Annotated in this window: 14 protein-coding genes; 6 read left to right on the top strand and 8 right to left on the bottom strand. The window is 47.6% G+C overall.

Annotation, left to right across the window (positions count from 1 at the left end):
* Nucleotides 1-301: 301 nt before the first annotated feature.
* Nucleotides 302-1,015 (bottom strand): SDR family oxidoreductase, encoded by a 714-nt coding sequence (locus WBG78_RS18360; RefSeq protein WP_337327924.1) that lies wholly within the window; start codon nt 1,013-1,015, stop codon nt 302-304.
* A gap of 501 nt (nt 1,016-1,516) precedes the next feature.
* Between WBG78_RS18360 and WBG78_RS18355 the strand changes: the two genes are divergently transcribed.
* Together WBG78_RS18355 and lepB are read left to right on the top strand one after the other, a co-directional pair.
* Nucleotides 1,517-3,118 carry a beta-N-acetylhexosaminidase gene (locus tag WBG78_RS18355; RefSeq protein ID WP_337327923.1) on the top strand — a complete coding sequence of 534 codons (1,602 nt, stop codon included), beginning with the start codon at nt 1,517-1,519 and terminating at the stop codon, nt 3,116-3,118.
* A 338-nt stretch (nt 3,119-3,456) separates the two neighbouring features.
* Complete coding sequence (lepB, locus tag WBG78_RS18350) at nt 3,457-4,587, top strand: signal peptidase I (RefSeq protein WP_337327922.1); 1,131 nt, start codon at nt 3,457-3,459, stop codon at nt 4,585-4,587.
* A gap of 78 nt (nt 4,588-4,665) precedes the next feature.
* On the opposite strand, the gene WBG78_RS18345 is transcribed toward lepB, so the two are convergent.
* The 6 genes from WBG78_RS18345 to WBG78_RS18320 form a co-directional block, all read right to left on the bottom strand.
* Complete coding sequence (locus tag WBG78_RS18345; protein WP_337327921.1) at nt 4,666-7,764, bottom strand: efflux RND transporter permease subunit; 3,099 nt, start codon at nt 7,762-7,764, stop codon at nt 4,666-4,668.
* Nucleotides 7,765-7,767: 3 nt separating this feature from the next.
* The gene (locus WBG78_RS18340) at nt 7,768-8,850 is read right to left on the bottom strand and encodes an efflux RND transporter periplasmic adaptor subunit (protein WP_337327920.1); all 1,083 of its coding nucleotides are present in this window, start codon (nt 8,848-8,850) and stop codon (nt 7,768-7,770) included.
* A 1-nt stretch (nt 8,851) separates the two neighbouring features.
* Nucleotides 8,852-10,105: a TolC family protein gene (locus tag WBG78_RS18335; RefSeq protein ID WP_337327918.1), complete on the bottom strand. Its 1,254-nt coding sequence runs from the start codon at nt 10,103-10,105 to the stop codon at nt 8,852-8,854.
* A gap of 65 nt (nt 10,106-10,170) precedes the next feature.
* Nucleotides 10,171-11,535 carry a HAMP domain-containing sensor histidine kinase gene (locus tag WBG78_RS18330; protein ID WP_337327917.1) on the bottom strand — a complete coding sequence of 455 codons (1,365 nt, stop codon included), beginning with the start codon at nt 11,533-11,535 and terminating at the stop codon, nt 10,171-10,173.
* The gene (locus WBG78_RS18325) at nt 11,535-12,215 is read right to left on the bottom strand and encodes a response regulator transcription factor (RefSeq protein WP_337327916.1); all 681 of its coding nucleotides are present in this window, start codon (nt 12,213-12,215) and stop codon (nt 11,535-11,537) included. The genes WBG78_RS18330 and WBG78_RS18325 overlap by 1 nt, the downstream gene beginning before the upstream one ends.
* A 149-nt stretch (nt 12,216-12,364) precedes the next feature.
* Entirely contained in the window at nt 12,365-13,114 is a 750-nt protein-coding gene (locus WBG78_RS18320) for an FKBP-type peptidyl-prolyl cis-trans isomerase (protein ID WP_337327915.1), read from the bottom strand.
* 191 nt (nt 13,115-13,305) lie between these two features.
* On the opposite strand from WBG78_RS18320, the gene WBG78_RS18315 reads away from it, so the two are divergent.
* From WBG78_RS18315 to WBG78_RS18305, 3 genes are read left to right on the top strand one after another with little or no spacing between them, the layout of a single operon-like run.
* Entirely contained in the window at nt 13,306-14,688 is a 1,383-nt protein-coding gene (locus WBG78_RS18315; RefSeq protein WP_337327914.1) for a glycosyl hydrolase, read from the top strand.
* Between the two features lie 39 nt (nt 14,689-14,727).
* Entirely contained in the window at nt 14,728-16,170 is a 1,443-nt protein-coding gene (locus WBG78_RS18310; protein ID WP_337327913.1) for an oxidoreductase, read from the top strand.
* A gap of 1 nt (nt 16,171) precedes the next feature.
* The gene (locus tag WBG78_RS18305; protein ID WP_337327912.1) at nt 16,172-16,939 is read left to right on the top strand and encodes a 3-ketoacyl-ACP reductase; all 768 of its coding nucleotides are present in this window, start codon (nt 16,172-16,174) and stop codon (nt 16,937-16,939) included.
* Between the two features lie 40 nt (nt 16,940-16,979).
* On the opposite strand, the gene WBG78_RS18300 is transcribed toward WBG78_RS18305, so the two are convergent.
* Nucleotides 16,980-18,119: an FG-GAP repeat domain-containing protein gene (locus tag WBG78_RS18300; protein WP_337327911.1), complete on the bottom strand. Its 1,140-nt coding sequence runs from the start codon at nt 18,117-18,119 to the stop codon at nt 16,980-16,982.
* A 139-nt stretch (nt 18,120-18,258) separates the two neighbouring features.
* Between WBG78_RS18300 and WBG78_RS18295 the strand changes: the two genes are divergently transcribed.
* Entirely contained in the window at nt 18,259-18,600 is a 342-nt protein-coding gene (locus tag WBG78_RS18295) for a winged helix-turn-helix domain-containing protein (RefSeq protein WP_337327910.1), read from the top strand.
* Nucleotides 18,601-18,637 lie beyond the last annotated feature (37 nt).

The raw sequence follows: 18,637 nt of genomic DNA, 5'->3' as shown, positions 1-18,637 counted from the left end.
ATTGGGCTGAATCTGTCGGTTAAAAAAATACCGGGCAGCCAAAAAAATCTACTGCAAACGCTGGTTTTCAGTTCATTGTGTGTTGCGCTGATTTAGAGTGGCTGCCATCTCAATTGCCACCGTCCTTTTATACTGGGTGTCGGAATCGGAGCAATCATTACGTAGCCAATGATTCAGTTCGTTCAAAGCAAAAATCACCTCTGATTTAAATTAATCAGATTGATATTACGTCTTGAAAAACAACTATTTAAACTTAATCAGATAATCTATTAGTGCGGATAACCTTTTCGACCAAGCTGAATCATTTCGGGATAGTCGGCCTTACTTCGACTTTACTCGGCAATGTACGGGGGTTCATTCGAAGCAGGTCTGCTACGATTTGACCAATGTCTTCGGGCTGGATTTTCCAGCCATCAGCTTCCGACGGCTCATGGCCGTTAAAGTAAGAGGCAACAGAGCCAGGCATGATCGTGGTGACTTTAACTCCTGCGCTTCGCACATCAAGCATCATCGCCTGCGAGAAGCCCACCAGACCAAACTTGCTGGCATTGTACGCCGCACCCCCGGCGAAGAAGTTCGTACCGGCAAGACTGGCGATTGTTATAACGTAACCTTTCGTTTTCTTCAGTTCAGCAAGGGCAGCTTTAACACCGAAGAACACACCAGTCAGATTTGTGTCAATGGTTTCGTGCCATTGTTCTTCTGTAAGTGTTTCAATGGGACCAAAGTGACCGACTCCGGCATTAGCAACAAGTACATCCAGTCGTCCCCATTTTGCTGTTATCGTGGCTACAGACTTTTGCTGGTCTTCCAGGGATCGCACGTCAGCTACAAGGCCAAGTGCATGGTCAGGTCTTTTTGAATTCAGGTCTTTTGTGGCTTGTTGCACCACTTTTTCATCCCGCCCGGTTATGGCAACCCGTGCGCCATCTTCCAGCAACTTCGTGGCTATGCCCAGACCGATGCCCTTTGATCCGCCGGTTATCAATATTACTTTGTCTTTTATGTCCGTCATGTTCAATATTTTTGTCTTAATAATTTCGGCAACCTCAAGGCGATGTGAAAAGTATAAAAACTTTCAGATCGCGATACAAACGAACTCTTAGTCGATCCGCTTTGGGTCGGTAGGTTCAAGCAGGACAAATCGGCGGGTAGTAGGCATTAAGCAGGCACTAAGGCCGCAGCGTTTTGCCTGTTGCCAGGCTACGGCTCCGCAGCTGGTTGGCTACCATTCCCAGTCCTTTTCCCAACTTTTTCCCAGGTCTTCCCAGTCTTTTCCAGAGTGTTTCCCAACATTTTCCCAACTCGCCCAGTCTTCGGTATAAATCGCGGCCAGGTAAGGTGCCTGAATTCATATTCGCTTCGTATTACCGACTAGTCAACAGGTGTGCGTTCGTACACATCCAAGTGTGCATCGCACACAATTAGAACAACCGAAAGATGTTTAAATGGTTCACATAAAAACCAGAATCCAAGTGAATATTTTATAATACTTTCGGCACCAAATTCATAAACTATGCATCAACGGATTGCCCTGACATTCGCTGCGATCACTATCGTAGCGACGGCATGCAAGCAGCATCCTCCCACTGATCTTTCAAAGGAAAACATTATCCCCAAACCTGTTACTGTAACAGCAACAACAAAAGTCTTCGAGCTCACAGACGCAACGACCATTGCTCTCAAGCAAGGAGACGGTCTCGAATTTGTCGGTAACTACCTGGCCGACGTGCTACGGCCGGCTACCGGTTATAAGCTTGACGTTAGCGAAGCTTCTGCTGCACCTGCCAAAGGTGTTTATCTTGAAATAGTAACCGATGACGAACTTGGTGACGAGGGCTATTCAATCGATATCCAACAAGATTTGTTGCACGTTTCGGCAAACAAGCCGGCGGGACTCTTTTATGGCGTTCAAACCATCAGACAATTGCTGCCGGCCCGAATTGAAAAGGATTCCGTTCAGCAGGGGCCCTGGGAGATTGCTACTGGTACGATTCGCGATTTCCCTGCCTACCCTTTCAGGGCATCGATGCTTGACGTTGCCCGCCATTTCTTCAGCGTCGAGGATGTAAAACGCTACATCGACCTGATGACTTTATACAAGATGAACGTCTTGCATTTGTCCTTGTCAAATGATCAGGGATGGCGCATTGAAATCAAATCATGGCCGAAGCTTACCGAAATTGGAGGAAGCACAGAAGTCGGCGGTGGCGAGGGAGGCTTTTATACACAGGAGCAGTACAAAGACCTGGTGAAATACGCTGCTGACCGGTTTGTAACAATCATTCCGGAAATCGACATGCCTGGACATACCAACGCAGCCCTTGCATCTTACCCAGAATTGAACTGCGATGGCAAAGCAACAAAGCTATATACCGGAACGGAAGTAGGCTTTAGCTCTTTGTGCACGACCAAAGAGATTACCTATAAGTTTATTGACGATGTAGTGCGAGAGATGGCGGCACTGACGCCTGGTCCTTATCTGCACATTGGTGGTGATGAGAGCCATGCAACAAAAAGAGAGCACTATATCCCGTTTGTGGCGCGGGTTCGTGACATTGTTAAAAACCACAACAAGCAGGTGATCGGTTGGGAGGAAACTGCGCAAATCAACATGAACGAGAAGCGCCCCGAGCAAACCATTCAAACCGACGCTGCCACGCGCGCAAGTGCGGCAAGCGCAATCGCTCAATACTGGTCGAATCCGGCACACGCCCTCGAAGCTGTTTCGAACGGATCCAAACTGGTGATGTCGCCAGCGAAAAAAATGTATCTGGATATGCAGTACGATTCAACTACTAAGTTAGGACTGCATTGGGCCGCATACATTGAAGTAGATAGCTCGTACATGTGGAACCCTACGACATACGTAAAAGGTATTAAGCGCGAGAACATTCTTGGTATTGAAGCACCCTTGTGGACGGAGACAATCACCAATATGGATGAAGCCGAATACATGATGTTTCCCCGTATTATTGGTCTCGCAGAGATCGGCTGGTCTCCTGAGGAGAACAGAGGATGGGACGAATATAAATACCGGCTGGCTAACCACGGTCCCAGAATGAAAGCCCTGGGAATCGACTATTACCGGTCAAAGAAAGTACCGTGGGTTGATTGAGGCAGCACATTGTAACAAAGAATGGCAGGAGCACATCCTGCCTTTTTTTGTGCATTCGCATCACCACGGACTTAATCTTCTACCAACCTGGTTATAGCGCAGTCCCAGCGGAGCCCCAGTGCAGTCCCAGTGGAGCCCCAGTGATCTCCCAGTCCCGCACAGCCTTCTCTCAGACGTCACCAGACTTTCCCAGACTTCACGGGTAATATTTGCTGCTGACTCCAGCCTTCCTGCGCCGCCTTCTACCCCAGATGCGACGCCCCTGTTTCTCGCGCCGAAAGTTTGTCCCTTGTAATTCCCGCATAATGGCCGCGACAGATTAGGAAAATTCGAATCCTATGAAACTCGCATTCTGGAAGAAGCAACCGGGGAAAATGATTGCCCCAAAGTCTGCGGCCAGGGAATGGCTAAACTCTGTTGTGTTTGCCGTTGTGGCTGCTACGCTAATTCGCTGGTCCACGGTGGAAGCGTACGTTGTACCCACGCCGTCGATGGAGAACACCATTCTTGTGGGAGATTATCTCTTCGTAAGCAAGTTCCATTACGGAACGCGTACCACGACCACTCCTCTGCAGATCCCGCTTACACATCAGAAAATCTGGGGAACAAATATTCCATCTTATCTCGACTGGATAGAATTGCCCTCTTACCGGCTTCCTGGTTTCAGCGAGGTGAAGCGGGAGGATATCGTCGTTTTTAACGTACCTCCGTTGAGTCTTAATGATGGAATCCAATATCCTGTACAATTGAAAACCAACTATGTGAAGCGCTGTATCGGTTTGCCGGGTGACGTAGTGGTGATTGATGATCAGACGGTACTTGTGAACGGTAAACCGCTCGGCAGGCCGGAGTACATGAAATATAGTTATCGTGTAACCACAGATAACCAAATGACCGATCGCACGCTGAATCACTTAGAGTTGAGCACTAACGATTACTATTATCTCGGTAAAGATGAACAAGGGCATTCGACTTACCATATGTTCCTTACACGGTCGCAGGTAAAGGAATTGCAGGAAGCACCATTTGTGTTGAATTTGAAAGAGCAGATTAAGGTTCAGGGCAGTGGAGAAGCGGATATTTTTCCATCAATTACCTATGCGCCGTGGAACGGTGATAACTATGGACCATTGACAATTCCCGCCAAAGGAATGACGTTCGAGGTGAATGATTCAACGCTTGCTTTGTACGGCGAAACGATTAAGCTATATGAAGGACATGAGTCAGTCGAGGTGTCGGCGAGTAGCCTGATCGTTGATGGCAAACAATTGAGTCAGTACACGTTTGGTCAAAACTATTATTTCATGATGGGTGATAACCGGCACAATTCCCTTGATTCAAGATACTGGGGTTTTGTTCCCGAGGATCACATTGTAGGCAAAGCGCTTTTCATCTGGATGTCACTCGATGACGAAGCGGGATTACTTAACAAAGTCCGGTGGAACCGGCTGTTTACAATCCTCGAGTAACTTTGTCGTTCGCTTCTCCTGACAATGTTCAGAGCGAGTGCAGATTGTTCCCCTGCATCATCATGATTGAGTCCGGCCTTAGTTGTCTTTTGCACGAAGTCTTAGGGCCTTGTGATAAATTATCGGGAAGACCAGCAGGGTAAAGATGGTAGCTGTCACAAGGCCGCCAATGATCACTATGGCCAACGGCTTTTGACTCTCGGAACCTATCCCTGTACTCATGGCTGCAGGTAACAATCCGATAGCCGCCATCATCGCCGTCATAACCACCGGGCGCGTACGGATGCGCACTGCACTTGCTATGGCCGAGTCGAGGTTGCCATTAAGAAGCGTTTGTTTATGGAATTCTGAAATAAGGATCACGCCGTTTTGCACGCATATTCCGAACAGTGCGATAAATCCTACGCCGGCTGAAATTCCGAAGTTGATACCTGTTATATGCAATGCCAGTATTCCACCAATTAAGGCGAATGGTACGTTGATCAATACGTAGCCAGCATCACGCACATTGCCGAACATGATGAACAATAGTGTAAAGATCATGATGAGACTAATAGGTACTACCTGTGCGAGTCGGGAAGTTGCCCTGACCTGATTCTCAAATTCTCCTGTCCACCCAATCGAGTAGCCCTGCGGTAGTTTAACATGCGCTTTCACACGTGCCTGTGCATCAGCGATAGTGCTTCCAAGATCTCGTTCCCTTACTGAAAACTTAACACCGATGAACCTCTTCGTGTCATTGCGATAGATGAATGCCGGACCTGTGATTTTTTTTACAGTTGCGATTTCTTTCAATGGAATCCGCGTACCGCTGATGGTTGGGATCATCAGCATGAGGATGTCATCCTCGTTTTTCCTGTATTCGCGATCGTAGCGGATTCGAATAGCAAACTTTCTGTCACCTTCATATTTGTTGGTGGCCGTTTTTCCGCCTATTGCCATTTCAATCACCGCCTGCGCCTCTGCTTTAGTGACTCCATAGAGGGCCATTTTTTCCTCGTCAAGAAGTACACTCATCTCAGGCTGGCCGATGTTGCGCAGTATGCCAACATCTTTAATCCCTGGTACGTCTTTAATTTGTTCAAGAACCTGATCAGCATATTCGTTCAGCACATCCAGGTCAGGGCCAAAGATCTTTACAGCGTTGCTCGCGTTCATTCCTGCCACTGCTTCCGCAACGTTGTCTATGATTGGTTGTGAGTAATTGTAGTTGATACCCTGAAACTTTTTGAGCTTGGTGTCCATTTCTTCTACCAGCTCGTCGAGGGATATCTTGCGACCCCATTCTTTTTTAGGTTTCAGGTTCACCTGCATCTGAACGTAGTAGAATCCGCTTGGATCCGTACCGTCGTTGCTTCTACCGGTCTGCGAGAGAACGCCGTTTACTTCCGGAAAGGGAAGGATCTCTTCTCTAAGACGGGCAACCATGTCAACCGTATTATTCAGTGAATAGCTCATGGGCATCTTTGCTTCTACCCAAAGTGCACCTTCATTCAATGTTGGAAGGAATTCAGTCCCGATCCAACGCGCCGAAAGTATCGTGAGGACGAAAGCAAGAGTGGCAAGTCCGAGGGTAAGACGCTTTCGAGAAAATGTCCAGTCGAACCCGTTCGCTACTACCTTATTCACAAACCGTGTGAAAGCATTGTTTTTCTCAACGACGTTCTTGCGCAGCAGAAGAGAACATAAGACGGGTACCAGTGTAAGAGTAAATATCAGTGCACCCAACAATGCAAACCCGAGCGTATAGGCCAGCGGTGAGAACATTTTCCCTTCAACTTTTTCAAAGGAGAAGATGGGAAGCAGCGCAGAGATGATTATGAGCTTGGAAAAGAAGATGGCCATACCTAACTGCGCACCCGTGTTCTTTATAATTCCCGCTTTGGCCAGGCGATTAAAGCGATCCATTCCCATCCGGTGGGCCTGGTGGTCAAGAGCCACAAATATTCCCTCAACCATGACGACGGCACCGTCAATGATAATTCCAAAATCAATGGCGCCAAGTGACAATAAGTTTGCACTCATTCCCTTCATCCGAAGACAGAAGAATGCAAAGAGTAATGATAGCGGAATGATGACGGCAACGATCAGGGTGGTTCTCCAATCGGCCATGAACAGAAATACAATGACCGTCACGAACACGATGCCCTCAGCCAGGTTGCTCAGTACAGTATGCGTACAATATGCCATCAGGTTGTCGCGGTCGTAAAATGTTACCATTTTGACATCTGAAGGCAATACAGCACTGTTCAGTTCCTGGATCTTTTCTTTTACGCGCGCAAGCACTTCAGAGGGATTCTCGCCCTTCCTCATCACAACTATGCCTTCCACAACATCATCTTCATGATCGAGGCCGACCTGACCGACTCTCGGCATGCTGCTTTCCTGTACACTGGCAACATTCTTAACGAGCAGCGGATTGCCATTGAAAATATCGACGATTGTATTTTCTATATCTGCGCGGGAATCAATAAGACCTATTCCCCGCACCACATATGCCTGGCCATTCTTTTCGATTACATCGCCACCAACGTTGAGGTTCGATTTGCCGACGGCGTCAAATAACTCAAGGGCCGTAAGGTTGTATTGCTGAAGCTTCAATGGATCAACCATGATCTCATAAACCTTCTCCTGTCCTCCAAAGGCTACGACGTCTGCTACTCCGGGCACGGCGCGTAACTGACGATCAATTACCCAGTTCTGTATCGTGAGAAGATCGCGGGAGTCACGACTGTCACTTTTCAGCGTGTATCGGAAGATCTCACCTGTCGGGCCATAAGGAGGCTGAACATCCGGATCAACATCGTCGGGTAGCTGTACCGTACGCAATTGATTGTTTACCTGTTGCCGCGCAAAGAAGTCTTCAACATCGTCTTCAAAAATGACTTTGATTACAGAAAGACCGAACATAGTGATGCTTCGCACATTGGTCTTGCGCTGCACACTGTTCATGGCAATCTCGATAGGGGTCGTTACAAAGCGTTCAACTTCTTCGGCACTTCTGCCGTTCCATTCTGTAACAATGATGATTTGAGTGTTCGTTACATCGGGGAATGCCTCGATCGGTATTCTGATGTAGCTGACTGTGCCCGCAATAATGAGAAGCCCCACCCAAAAGAAGGTGAAGAACTTGTTCTTAAGGCTGAACGATATGATATTCTTAACGAACTTGTTCATGCCTTAGTCGTTGATGGCGTCGTAAATGAGCAGACTGTTCTTTGTAACAACGGTCTCGCCAGGTGCTATTCCTGACTTGATGTAGGTAACATCGCCAAGCTGACGGTATACGCTTACCTGCCTGGTTTCTATGTTGTGTTTGTCCTTAAAAATCATCACCCAGTTCTTACTCTTATCAAAAATCACAGCCGAGGAACTAACTGCGGGCAGTGAATCTGATTCAGTGTAGTGAACAGCAACGGTGCAATTCATCTCTGGCTTAAGTTGAAAGTCTGCATTGGGTAACTTAACGCGTGCTTTGATCGATCTTGTTTCCGGATCTATTGCATTGAAGACCTTGTCTATTTTTCCATTGAAAATTCGGTCGGGGAAGGCGAGTGTGCGTACCGACGCATCTACCCCGACTTTGATGTTGGCAATGTCGCTTTCATTGACGTTTGCAAGGGCCCAAACCTCATTGATCTCTGCGATGGAAAACAACGGCTCCGACAGATCGGAGGGAAGCTGCTCGTTTTGATTAATACGTTTTGAAATCACGAAGCCACTGATAGGCGCCACAACACTGTAAACCGAACCGCCTTTGAGGTTGTAGATCTTGTGAATGTCATTGACTCTTGCCAGTTCGGCTTTCGCATTTTCCAGCTCCTTTTCGGCAACGGCAACATCGCGCTCTGAATTCAGCTTTCCTTTAAAGAGATCATTGGCCACGGCGAGATTTTTCTCGGCCACGGCTACTTCGCTTAAAGCATCAAGACGCTCTTTCTGAAACTGAGCGACCTCTGAACTCTGGATCGTTGCCATTACCTGGCCCTGTTTGAGGTAGTCGCCGAGTTCAACGTTAATAGACGTAACAATGCCGCCCACGACCGGATATACCTGCGCCGTCTTGCTGTTGTCGGCAGCAATTTTTCCGAACAGCCGCACTTCATTTTTTACCCGCATCATCGTCACCTTTTCAAATCCGGAGCGAGCCATCATCGTATCACTCAGAGTGAATGCCGTTTCAACCTGATGCGGCTCTTCCTTGTGGCACGCTATAAGAATCAGCGAAACAACAAATGCGGGGATATAGCGAATGATTGTCATATCAGAAAACATCTTTGCCGATGGATAAATTGAGCAGTTCTGCGGAAGTCACAAGTTGGGTCTTCATGCGGGCGATCTCGGCGAGAACCTGATTATATGATTCAAAAAAATCTACAAACTCCAGCAGTGACACATTGCGCCGTTGAAAGTTGAACACCATACCGCGAACGGTCAGATCGAAGTCGTCGTTATACAGCGCTGTTGCCTTTTGATATTCGGCTACGGTCTGTGTATATAAAGCATAATGATTCTGTAGGGCTGCGAGCTTCTCTTGTCGCGTAGCCTGGAGGTTGTACTGAGCTTCCCGTGCCCTGTAAGCTGAAGCCTTGATGTTTCCCTGATTGCGATTCCACAATGGCAATGGAATTGAAAGTCCGGTGTTAATCTGATTAAGGAAGGCGCCGCCTCTCTGATCATAAGATGCATTCAGATTGAGGTCCGGCACTGACAATGATTTTTGATACCGGAGAAACACTTCGGCTCCACGTTGATTCTCCTGCATTAATAGCAACTCGGGATGACTTTGCAGCGCTTCATCTTTCAGTTGCTCCAGAGGAATCGATTTGATGTAGGTGTTGATGTCATTGTCGGAAAACTGGAAGTAGATCAGTTCGTTTGCCTGAAGCAATGTCTGAACTGTAGCCTGCGCCTCGAAGTATTTTTGCATTAGTTCGGCGCGGTCGTTATTCAAATTCAAATAGACACCCTTAAGACGAACAAGGTCTTTCAGTGCTATGCTTCCTCTTTTCACGGGCATCTCATAAGCCCGGAGAATCGTATCGAGGAGTGCCAGCTGGGAATTATACTTCTGCAACAAGACCTGTTGCTGACCAATTTCTGCCAGCTCTGTATGTAGTTTGAACTTAAGGGTTCGCGAAGTATTGAGAAGCTCCAACTCTGCTATTCTGGCGTTTGTCCTGGCAAGCTCGATTTCGTTCTTCCTTTTGCCACCCAGGAGTATCAGCTGTTCAAGTTGGAAGCTTTTCTGACCCGTGCTTCCAACATGGAAGGCCGTTTCGTTTTGAGGATCGTAGGCGTTGATGTCTGCAGAGGCGATCGGGTTTGGAAACAGACTTGCCTGCACAATCAATGCCCTGTTCGCTTCTACATTCATCCCCGCAGCAAGAAGATAAAAGCTTCGTACAGCAAACAAACTATCAGCGTCGTGCAGATTTACGCGTAGCGTGTCAGTCTGAGCAAAAGCTGATAGTGTAAAGAATAAAAGTATGATACAAGTTCCGCGTAGGCGAGCCATGAATTCTCAATTAGCTCGCAAAGGTTATCCTGCCCGGCTTAAAAAGACCTTAAAACGTATAAATTTTAGCTTAAGGGAAGCGATATGGAAAACGTATTGAGATCACCTTCGCCAGCAGCGTATGTCACTGTGCCTTTGTGGAGTGAAAGGATTTTGCTGATGAACACGAGTCCGAGTCCAAAGCCGCGCTTTCCGCGACTGTTTGCACCACGAAAGAAATGTCTGAACAGAAATGCCTGCTCATATTCACTGATTACTTTTCCACGATTAGTAAAGTCCAGCTTTAGACTTTCCGCCGTTGTTGCAATTGAAATGCCTGCCTTGGCATCCTGGCTGTAGTTAATACAGTTCTGCATTAGATTGCTGAGAGCTGATCGGAAGAGCCGGTCGTTCACACGAACCGATAGATTGTCATCATTCACCTGAGCATCCGAATATGTAATTGAGAAGCGAAATTCAGGGTAGAGCGCTCTGAATGAATCAATCAAATCGAAGATCATTTCATCTACGCGCACCTGCGTAGTCGTGACTGCATTTCCGGATTCTGTCTTGGCAATTTCAAGCAGCGAATTGATAATCTCACCCAGGCTCTTGGTGTTCTCCTTCTGTACGCTGATCATTTGTTTCAGGCGTTCCGTATCCTTTTCCTGCTCCATACGCTCGATATCAGAAACCAGAACAGCAATTGGTGTCTTGAGTTCGTGAGAGATGTGATGAACCGCGTGTTTCTGAAAAGCAAAGGCTTCGTTCATTCGCTGCATGAGTTCATTAAATCGCTGTGCAAGAATAGAAACTTCATCGCTTGTGCCCGCGGTTACAAGTTTGTTGTTGGTCCCGTCTACCGCAAAATCATTTATCTGTCGAGTTACGTCTTCAATTGACCGGGTGATCTTTGAAGACAAATAGTACGCGATAAGAACTACAGCGAGACAAATGCCCGCGAGTGTAAATGAAAGCACATAACGGAGGTAATTCAGTTTTGAATATCCCGAGATATCATATGCCTTGCTGATGCCATAGTATGCCTTGTCATCTTTTTCAAGGTAGATGCCAGTAACATCGTACAGACCATCCTTTTGCTCGATGATCGGTTTATCCGCGGAAAGGGCCTCAAGCAGATCCGATGAGAATGCCACCGGGGTGTCGTCAATGCTTGAGTAGACTAACTTCTTTGATTTGTCGAATATCAGAAGCTTTTCATCGTAGATATCGTGAATGGTGATGCGGTCCATTCCTTCGATAAGATCCTGATCGATGTTCCTTATTTCAGTAAGAAACTTCAGCGTTGTTCTGATCTTTTCGACCTGTCGTTGCTGAAATTCTTCCTCCCTGAATCTTGAGAAAAGAGTGTAGATAAAAACGAGCGCAATGGCGAGCAGGATAATCGTGCCCGACGAGAAATAAAGAACGATCTTTTTCTTAATGTCCATTACGCTTCCAGGTAGTATCCATAGCCGACGCGCGTGCGTATGGAATCCTTGCCAAAGGGCTTGTCGACTTTCTTTCGAAGGAAGTTAATGTAAACTTCCACGGTGTTTGTGTTTGCGTCAAAGTTACGCCCCCAGATTTCTTCGATCAAGTCCTTCTTCGAAACCACCTCGCCGCGGGCCGAAATGAGCTTGAGAAGTATTTGGTATTCTCTTGGTGTAAGACTGATCTCTACGTTTCCGCGGGTGACGCGCTTGGTAATGGGATTCACCACTATGTCGCCTGCCGTCACAGGCCCCTGAATGGAATCAGCTGTATTGTTATTTCGTCGCAGGAGCGACTGTATGCGCAGGACAAGCTCCTGCATGTAGAATGGCTTGGTGAGATAGTCGTCGGCCCCGCTTTCATATCCCTGTACTTTGTCGTCGATTTCATCGAATGCAGTGAGGATAAGTATAGGCGTGGTTGTGTTAACCTTCCGGAAATCGCGGCAAATGTCGTAACCGTTCTTTCCCGGGAGATTGAGGTCGATGACAACGCAGTCTAGTTGTTCTTTGCGCAGGATACGTTCACCCAGGAGTCCATCGAATGCAACGTGCACATCGTAACCTTCCCTGACGAGCGCATCGCGGATGTTTTGATTAATGGTTGGATCGTCCTCTATGAGTAATATGCGCTTCACAACGAATTACAATCTGATCGGTTGCCGTTACAAGCTAACACTAATGGAGGAGAATCGTTCACATGCACGATACGGATACGGTATCACCAGTCGTAATACCAAGTATCAATATTAGGCGTGGCACGCTCCTGCCACGAATGAACTTCCAGTTAGTTTACTTTAATCAGCTCGACGTCGAAGATCAATGTGGCAAATGGCGGAATCTGGGAACCAGCACCTTGTTCTCCATAACCAAGACTTGAAGGTATGAAGATTGTAAATTTATCACCTTCGTGCATAAGTTGAAGAGCCTCGGTCCAACCCTCGATAACACCGTCAACTTTGAAAGTCGCAGGATCGCGGTCACGCGAGCTGTCAAAGACAGTACCATCGATCAATCGGCCAGTATAGTGCACCGTTACATTATCTGAAGCCTTCGGCATTTTGCCTTTACCTGCGCTAACCACTTTATACTGAAGGCCGCTTGCCGTTGTTACAACTCCCTGGGCGTTTTTGTTGGCAGCCAGGAACGCGTCGTTTGCAGCCTTCTCATGTTCCGCTTTCTCGTACGCTACTTTCTGCATATAGACTTGTACAAGCTGGTAACCTGCCTGTTGTGGAATGCGAAGACTATCGCCGGCATATACATCCTTGAACCCAAGTGCCAGCGCATCAACTTTGAGAGAATCTCCACCTTGCGATTTCAGATTAGACGCCATCAAAGTTCCCAGTGAATAACTCACCTTGCTAACAGTGTCTGCCAAAGCAGGTACCTTAGGTTTCTTCAATTCAACGATGTCAGATTTCAACTTTTCGTTTTCCTTTTTTAAAGACTCAACCTGGGCTGCCAATTCCTTCTTGGATTGGGCTATAGCGCCGGTTGCTGACAGGAGGAGTACGAGAGCAATGATATGTCGCATAAAATTCACTTTTCAGAGATCTTCACAAAATTCAGGCTGCAAAGAAAGGAAAATAATTCGGAATGGACATCACCACAGTATAGCAACGCCTGGGTCATGAACAACATTGACTAAGGTCTTTGCGAAGGCTTTGTTGATCAGATTGCGGGATGACTGGTTTCTGCTATATTGGCACGGAGCAACCGATTGTTATGGTTATTGATAAAACACTATCTCCGTCCGACCTTTCCAGCGCTATTGATCGATTCTGGAAATTGTCTGCGACCAAGATACTTTCTATTGAAAAAAACGGCGATTCCGCTACTCCTGTTTATACCGTTAACGGGCGATATACGACTCGGGGATGGACGGAATGGACACAGGGATTTCAATTTGGCTCTGCACTGTTGCAGTTTGACGCCACTAGCGACGAACAATTTCTTCAGATAGGGAAGGATAACACCCGCAACAAGATGGCGCCACACCTCACTCACGAAGGGGTTCATGACCACGGTTTTAACAACCTGAGTACATACGGCAACCTGTGGCGTATGATGCACGAAGGAAAGATCCCATTCGTTTCCTGGGAGAATGATTTCTATGAGCTGGCGCTGAAAGCAAGCGGCGCCGTACAGGCCATGCGTTGGACGCCTATTCCCGGAGGTGGATATCTTTATTCTTTCAACGGTCCACAATCACTGTTTGTTGATACGATCAGGTCATGCCGCATCCTGATGGTCAGTCATGGATTGGGTCATTACCTTCATAGTGAGAACGACGTAAGGGTAAATCTTCTTGAACGCGCCGTGCAACACTTGCGAGCGACAGCACGGTTCTCTGTTTATTATGGCGAGGGACGGGATAGCTATGACGCCTGGGGACGCACCGCTCATGAATGTATATTTAATATTAATGATGGCAATTTCAGATGCCCTAATGCGCAACAGGGATTTAGCGGGTTCACAACGTGGACACGTGGTCTGGCATGGGCCATGTGTGGATTTGCAGAGGAACTCGAATTCCTTGGAAGTACAAACTATCTGACGGAGCTGGCTTCCGATGGCGATGAGCTGATACTCGCGCTTTTAAAAGCAGCCACCGCCACCTGCGACTTCTACATAAAGCATTCTTCGAGTGATGGTATTCCTTATTGGGATACTGGCGCTCCTCAATTGCACAGACTCGGTGACTACACACAACGACCGGCTGAACCCCATAATGACTTTGAACCTGTGGATAGCTCAGCGGCAGCAATTGCGGCTCAGGGTTTATTAAGGCTTGGACGTTTCCTGCAAATAGCCGATCCAGCGAAAGGCCAACATTATGTTCAGGCAGGGCTGACAGTCGCCCGAACTTTGCTGTCTGACGCATATTTATCATTGACGCAGAATCACCAGGGGCTGCTGCTGCACTCTGTTTATCACAGACCCAACGGTTGGGATAACATACCTTCTGGTCGCACTGTTCCTTGCGATGAATCAAGCATGTGGGGTGATTACCACGCACGGGAATTGATTTTATATCTGCAACGACTAATTAAAAAAGAACCTTATCTGTCGTTCTATACTCCACTCGGCAAGCATCCTGCGAAGTGACTTTGAACGATACATTCGACTTAAAAATCTCTTTGTCCCATGAGCGGCAAACACAAGCCAAAGTATAAGCGCATCGCACAACTAAAGACGTTTGGCGATTTACAATCTTATCTCTCGAGCCTTAATACAACGCTGCCGATAGACGAGCACCTGAATGACAGCACGGGGTCTCCATTCGGAGAACGCTATGTTCTTCGCTCAGGAAAAGTCATTGGCAACAGATTTTGCATTCTCCCTATGGAGGGATGGGACGGAACTGCAGAGGGGCTTCCAAGCGATCATTCGAGAAGGAGGTGGAAGCATTTCGCAATCTCAGGTGCAAAGTTATTGTGGGGCTGTGAGGCGGTAGCCGTCAGGCACGACGGCAGAGCCAATCCCAATCAGTTGCTGATAAATGATAAGAATGCGGATGTTTATAAAACGCTGTTCGAAAATGTTTATGAAGATCACCGCGGGAAGTTTGGAAATGCCGATGACCTGTTAGTTGGATTTCAACTTACTCATTCAGGTCGATTCTGCAAACCCAATGACAAGAAGAGGATGGAGCCCCAGATACTTTATCGCCATCCGGTTTTGAATCGAAAGTTTGGTCTTGCTCCGGATTATCCTTTGATGACGGATGATTACATAGACAGGTTAATCGATGATTTTGTTAAGGCATCAAAGCTTGCAGCTGATGCTGGCTATCATTTCGTGGATATCAAGCATTGCCATGGATACCTGGGGCATGAGTTCCTTAGTGCCACCGGGAGGGAAGGTAAGTATGGCGGCAGCTTCGAGAATCGTACCCGTTTTTTGAGAGACATTGTGGCGGGCATTCGCGCCAGCACGCAAGGTCTGGATATTGGTGTTCGACTCAGCGCCTTTGACTATGTTCCATTCAAGCCCGGAAGCGAGCAAATGGGCGAACCGGAACAAACTGGTTCTTATCACTACGCTTTTGGAGGAGACGAGTCAGGAGTGGGTATCGATTATAAAGAGCCGTTTAGGTTCCTGGAACTACTTCAGTCGCTTGATATCGAGCTCATGTGTACCACGGCAGGGAGTCCTTACTATAATCCGCACATTCAGCGACCCGCGCTGTTTCCACCTTCCGATGGTTATCAGCCACCTGAAGATCCGCTTGTCGGTGTAGCCCGACAGTTGGAGGCAGCCGCCGTGATTAAAAAGCAGTTCCCCAAACTTGCAGTTGTGGGTTCAGCATATTCCTATCTGCAGGAGTGGCTTCCGAATGTGGGTCAAAACGTGTTACGGACCGGAGGTGCTGACTTCATAGGACTGGGACGGATGGTATTATCATATCCGGAAATGCCTGAAGATATCCTGAAGCGCCTTCCGCTGAAACGGGAAAAGCTTTGCAGAACATTTTCAGATTGCACGACAGCACCACGCAATGGAATGCTATCGGGATGCTTCCCACTGGATCCATATTACAAATCGATGACCGAAGCCAAAATGTTGAAGGAAATAAAAGCAGAATAGGATGCGCGAAGTTGCATTGATCACCGGTGGAACCAGAGGAATTGGTTTGGGCATAGCCCAGGCGTTGGCCACAGCGGGCTTCGACCTTGCCATCAATGGCGTGCGACCTGAAGCCGATGCTGCCTCAGCCTTGGAATCATTAAGGAAGCTCGGTGCCCAGGTTGTTTACTGCCAGGGGAACATTGGTGCTGCCGATGATCGTACGCGCATACTGAAGACTGCGCTTGACAGATTTAACAACATAGATGTTCTGGTGAACAATGCCGGCGTGGCTCCATTTGTACGCAAAGATCTGCTGGAGTTGGATGAGGACAACTTTGACCGGCTGTTGGATATCAATCTCAAGGGTACGTTCTTTCTTACACAGGCCGCAGCCCGTCATATGAAAGATTCAAATGCAGCGCGTCAAAAGCCCGGGCGTATCATTACAATAACATCGGTGTCGGCTACACATGCTTCAATTAACAGGGGAGAATACTGTATCTCGAAGGCCGGATTGGCAATGATGACTAAGTTATTCGCAGCAAGACTGGCTTCCGATGGAATAAGCGTTTTTGAAGTACGTCCCGGAATTATTCACACTGATATGACTTCCGGCGTGCAGCAGAAATATGATCAGCTGATCTCGAATGGTCTGACCCTTGAACCGCGATGGGGTGAAGCTTCCGATGTGGGCAATGCGGTGGCTGTGCTCGCAACTGGACGGCTGAGCTACGCAACCGGACAAGTGCTGGACATTGGCGGCGGAATGACGGTTGAGCGGCTTTAGCCAGACGTATTGAACTATTCTGGTTACTCTCTCCGGAGGCCTACTTCTTCACGCCTTTATTGAAGAACACACATAACCCATCCTTGCCCGCCACTGCAATATCCTTCCATCCATCGTTGTTGAGATCTACGACCTGAAAGTAAAGACCCGTCCCTTTTCCATCACCCGGCTTGCCATAGCTGATCACGTTCTTTACGAATGAGGTTCCATTCCAGCGGAAGTAGTAAAGGCCCAGAGGGTCATGAGCTCCGGGATCTTTGTCGTCGTGTGCGCGATAGCGTTTTCCTGTAATCAGTTCGGGGCGACCGTCTTTGTCGAGATCCACCCATTCCATCGTATGGTACTGTGCGTTCTTAGGATCAATCTCATGTTGCTTCCAGGTGCGCTTACCGTCTTTACTCATAACCTGCTCCAGCCAGTGCAGGCCGTAGTTGTGACCCTGACCAATAATAATATCCGATAACTTGTCGCCATTTACATCTGCAACAATTAATGGCACGCTTGCCTGCTCAAACTTAAAATCTTCGTGCATTTTCCACTTTTCAGTGAAGGGGCTTGATGGTGCCTCAATCCAGCCGTTGTCGACTACAAAGTCTCCACGACCGTCTCCGTTGATGTCCCCGAAACCCAGTCCATGGCCATGTACGTTTACAATTTGAACTGAATCAAAGCGCGCTTCCGCTGCATTTGTTAGCCGGTACAGCCGCAGAGGTTTGCCTGGTGTATTAGGTACAATCTCGACCGTACCATCTCCGTTGATATCCCATGCCCTTGTCGTTTCGATGTTTCCCGGCCGACTGATCACGTGTTGTTTCCATTCACCTTCGTTTCCCGGGTTTTCACGCCAGAACAATGTAGCGCCGAACCAACCGCCGGTTACAACATCAGGACGTTTGTCTCCGTTGACGTCCAGCACGATCGCGGAGAAGTCGTCGTAATACTCACTGTGCCGTGGTATGGCGCCAATAAACTTGCGCGTCGTAAAATCAGGTCCTTTGTACCAAAAGGAGCCGGATAACAGATCGGGCTTGCCATCACCATCTACATCAAGCACTGCAACTGTTTCAAATGCCTCTGCAGCCACAAATTGTTTTTCAAATTGCAGTGAAGGCTGAGCTAAAGTCGTTAGTGACGCTCCCAATAAAACTAAAAGCAGGGTAGAGTATGTTCGGTTGCTCATGTCAATAAGTTAGTGGCGGTAAAATCGCTGGCAGTCGACGACTATCACACCATTAAAGTTAACCTTGTTAGTGAACTTTGCCATCGGTTTCATTAAGTTCTATTTGCATCTTATATTAAGAGCTGGATTATTTATTTATATGGCAAAGAAGCAAATCAGAATGCGGTGTTGGATCGATATCGATGGCACCAAATTTTTTGGCCCGGGTCGGCTCGAACTATTGCAATACATTGAAGAGACAGGTTCAATAGCCAGTGCCGCCAAAGAAATGGGTATGTCTTACAAGAAAGCCTGGGCAATGGTAGAAGAGATGAACACCCGGGGGTCGCGCCCGTATGTGATTACACAGAAGGGAGGAACAAAAGGAGGGGGGACACAAATTACTGCAACAGGGAAACGCCTCATGAAGGAGTATTCAGGTTTGGTTGCAAAGCTGGACGCCGTTGTTGCCAAACACGGTGAGGTGCTAAAGGCCGTTTGATAACTTCCACTCAGTAAATCGTAACAGTTCTAAGATC

Source organism: Chryseolinea sp. T2 (assembly GCF_037203685.1).
Classification (GTDB): Bacteria; Bacteroidota; Bacteroidia; order Cytophagales; family Cyclobacteriaceae; genus Chryseolinea.
The sequence above is the reverse complement of the archived record's forward strand: the minus strand, read 5'-3'. Positions and strand labels throughout refer to the sequence as shown.

Excerpts from the sequence above, each read along its gene's own strand:
- WBG78_RS18355 (WP_337327923.1), top strand. The coding sequence starts at position 1,517 with ATGCATCAACGGATTGCCCTGACATTCGCTGCGATCACTATCGTAGCG.
- WBG78_RS18340 (WP_337327920.1), bottom strand. The coding sequence starts at position 8,850 with ATGACAATCATTCGCTATATCCCCGCATTTGTTGTTTCGCTGATTCTT.
- WBG78_RS18320 (WP_337327915.1), bottom strand. The coding sequence starts at position 13,114 with ATGCGACATATCATTGCTCTCGTACTCCTCCTGTCAGCAACCGGCGCT.
- lepB (WP_337327922.1), top strand. The coding sequence starts at position 3,457 with ATGAAACTCGCATTCTGGAAGAAGCAACCGGGGAAAATGATTGCCCCA.
- WBG78_RS18305 (WP_337327912.1), top strand. The coding sequence starts at position 16,172 with ATGCGCGAAGTTGCATTGATCACCGGTGGAACCAGAGGAATTGGTTTG.
- WBG78_RS18315 (WP_337327914.1), top strand. The coding sequence starts at position 13,306 with ATGGTTATTGATAAAACACTATCTCCGTCCGACCTTTCCAGCGCTATT.
- WBG78_RS18295 (WP_337327910.1), top strand. The coding sequence starts at position 18,259 with ATGGCAAAGAAGCAAATCAGAATGCGGTGTTGGATCGATATCGATGGC.
- WBG78_RS18300 (WP_337327911.1), bottom strand. The coding sequence starts at position 18,119 with ATGAGCAACCGAACATACTCTACCCTGCTTTTAGTTTTATTGGGAGCG.
- WBG78_RS18330 (WP_337327917.1), bottom strand. The coding sequence starts at position 11,535 with ATGGACATTAAGAAAAAGATCGTTCTTTATTTCTCGTCGGGCACGATT.
- WBG78_RS18310 (WP_337327913.1), top strand. The coding sequence starts at position 14,728 with ATGAGCGGCAAACACAAGCCAAAGTATAAGCGCATCGCACAACTAAAG.
- WBG78_RS18345 (WP_337327921.1), bottom strand. The coding sequence starts at position 7,764 with ATGAACAAGTTCGTTAAGAATATCATATCGTTCAGCCTTAAGAACAAG.
- WBG78_RS18360 (WP_337327924.1), bottom strand. The coding sequence starts at position 1,015 with ATGACGGACATAAAAGACAAAGTAATATTGATAACCGGCGGATCAAAG.
- WBG78_RS18335 (WP_337327918.1), bottom strand. The coding sequence starts at position 10,105 with ATGGCTCGCCTACGCGGAACTTGTATCATACTTTTATTCTTTACACTA.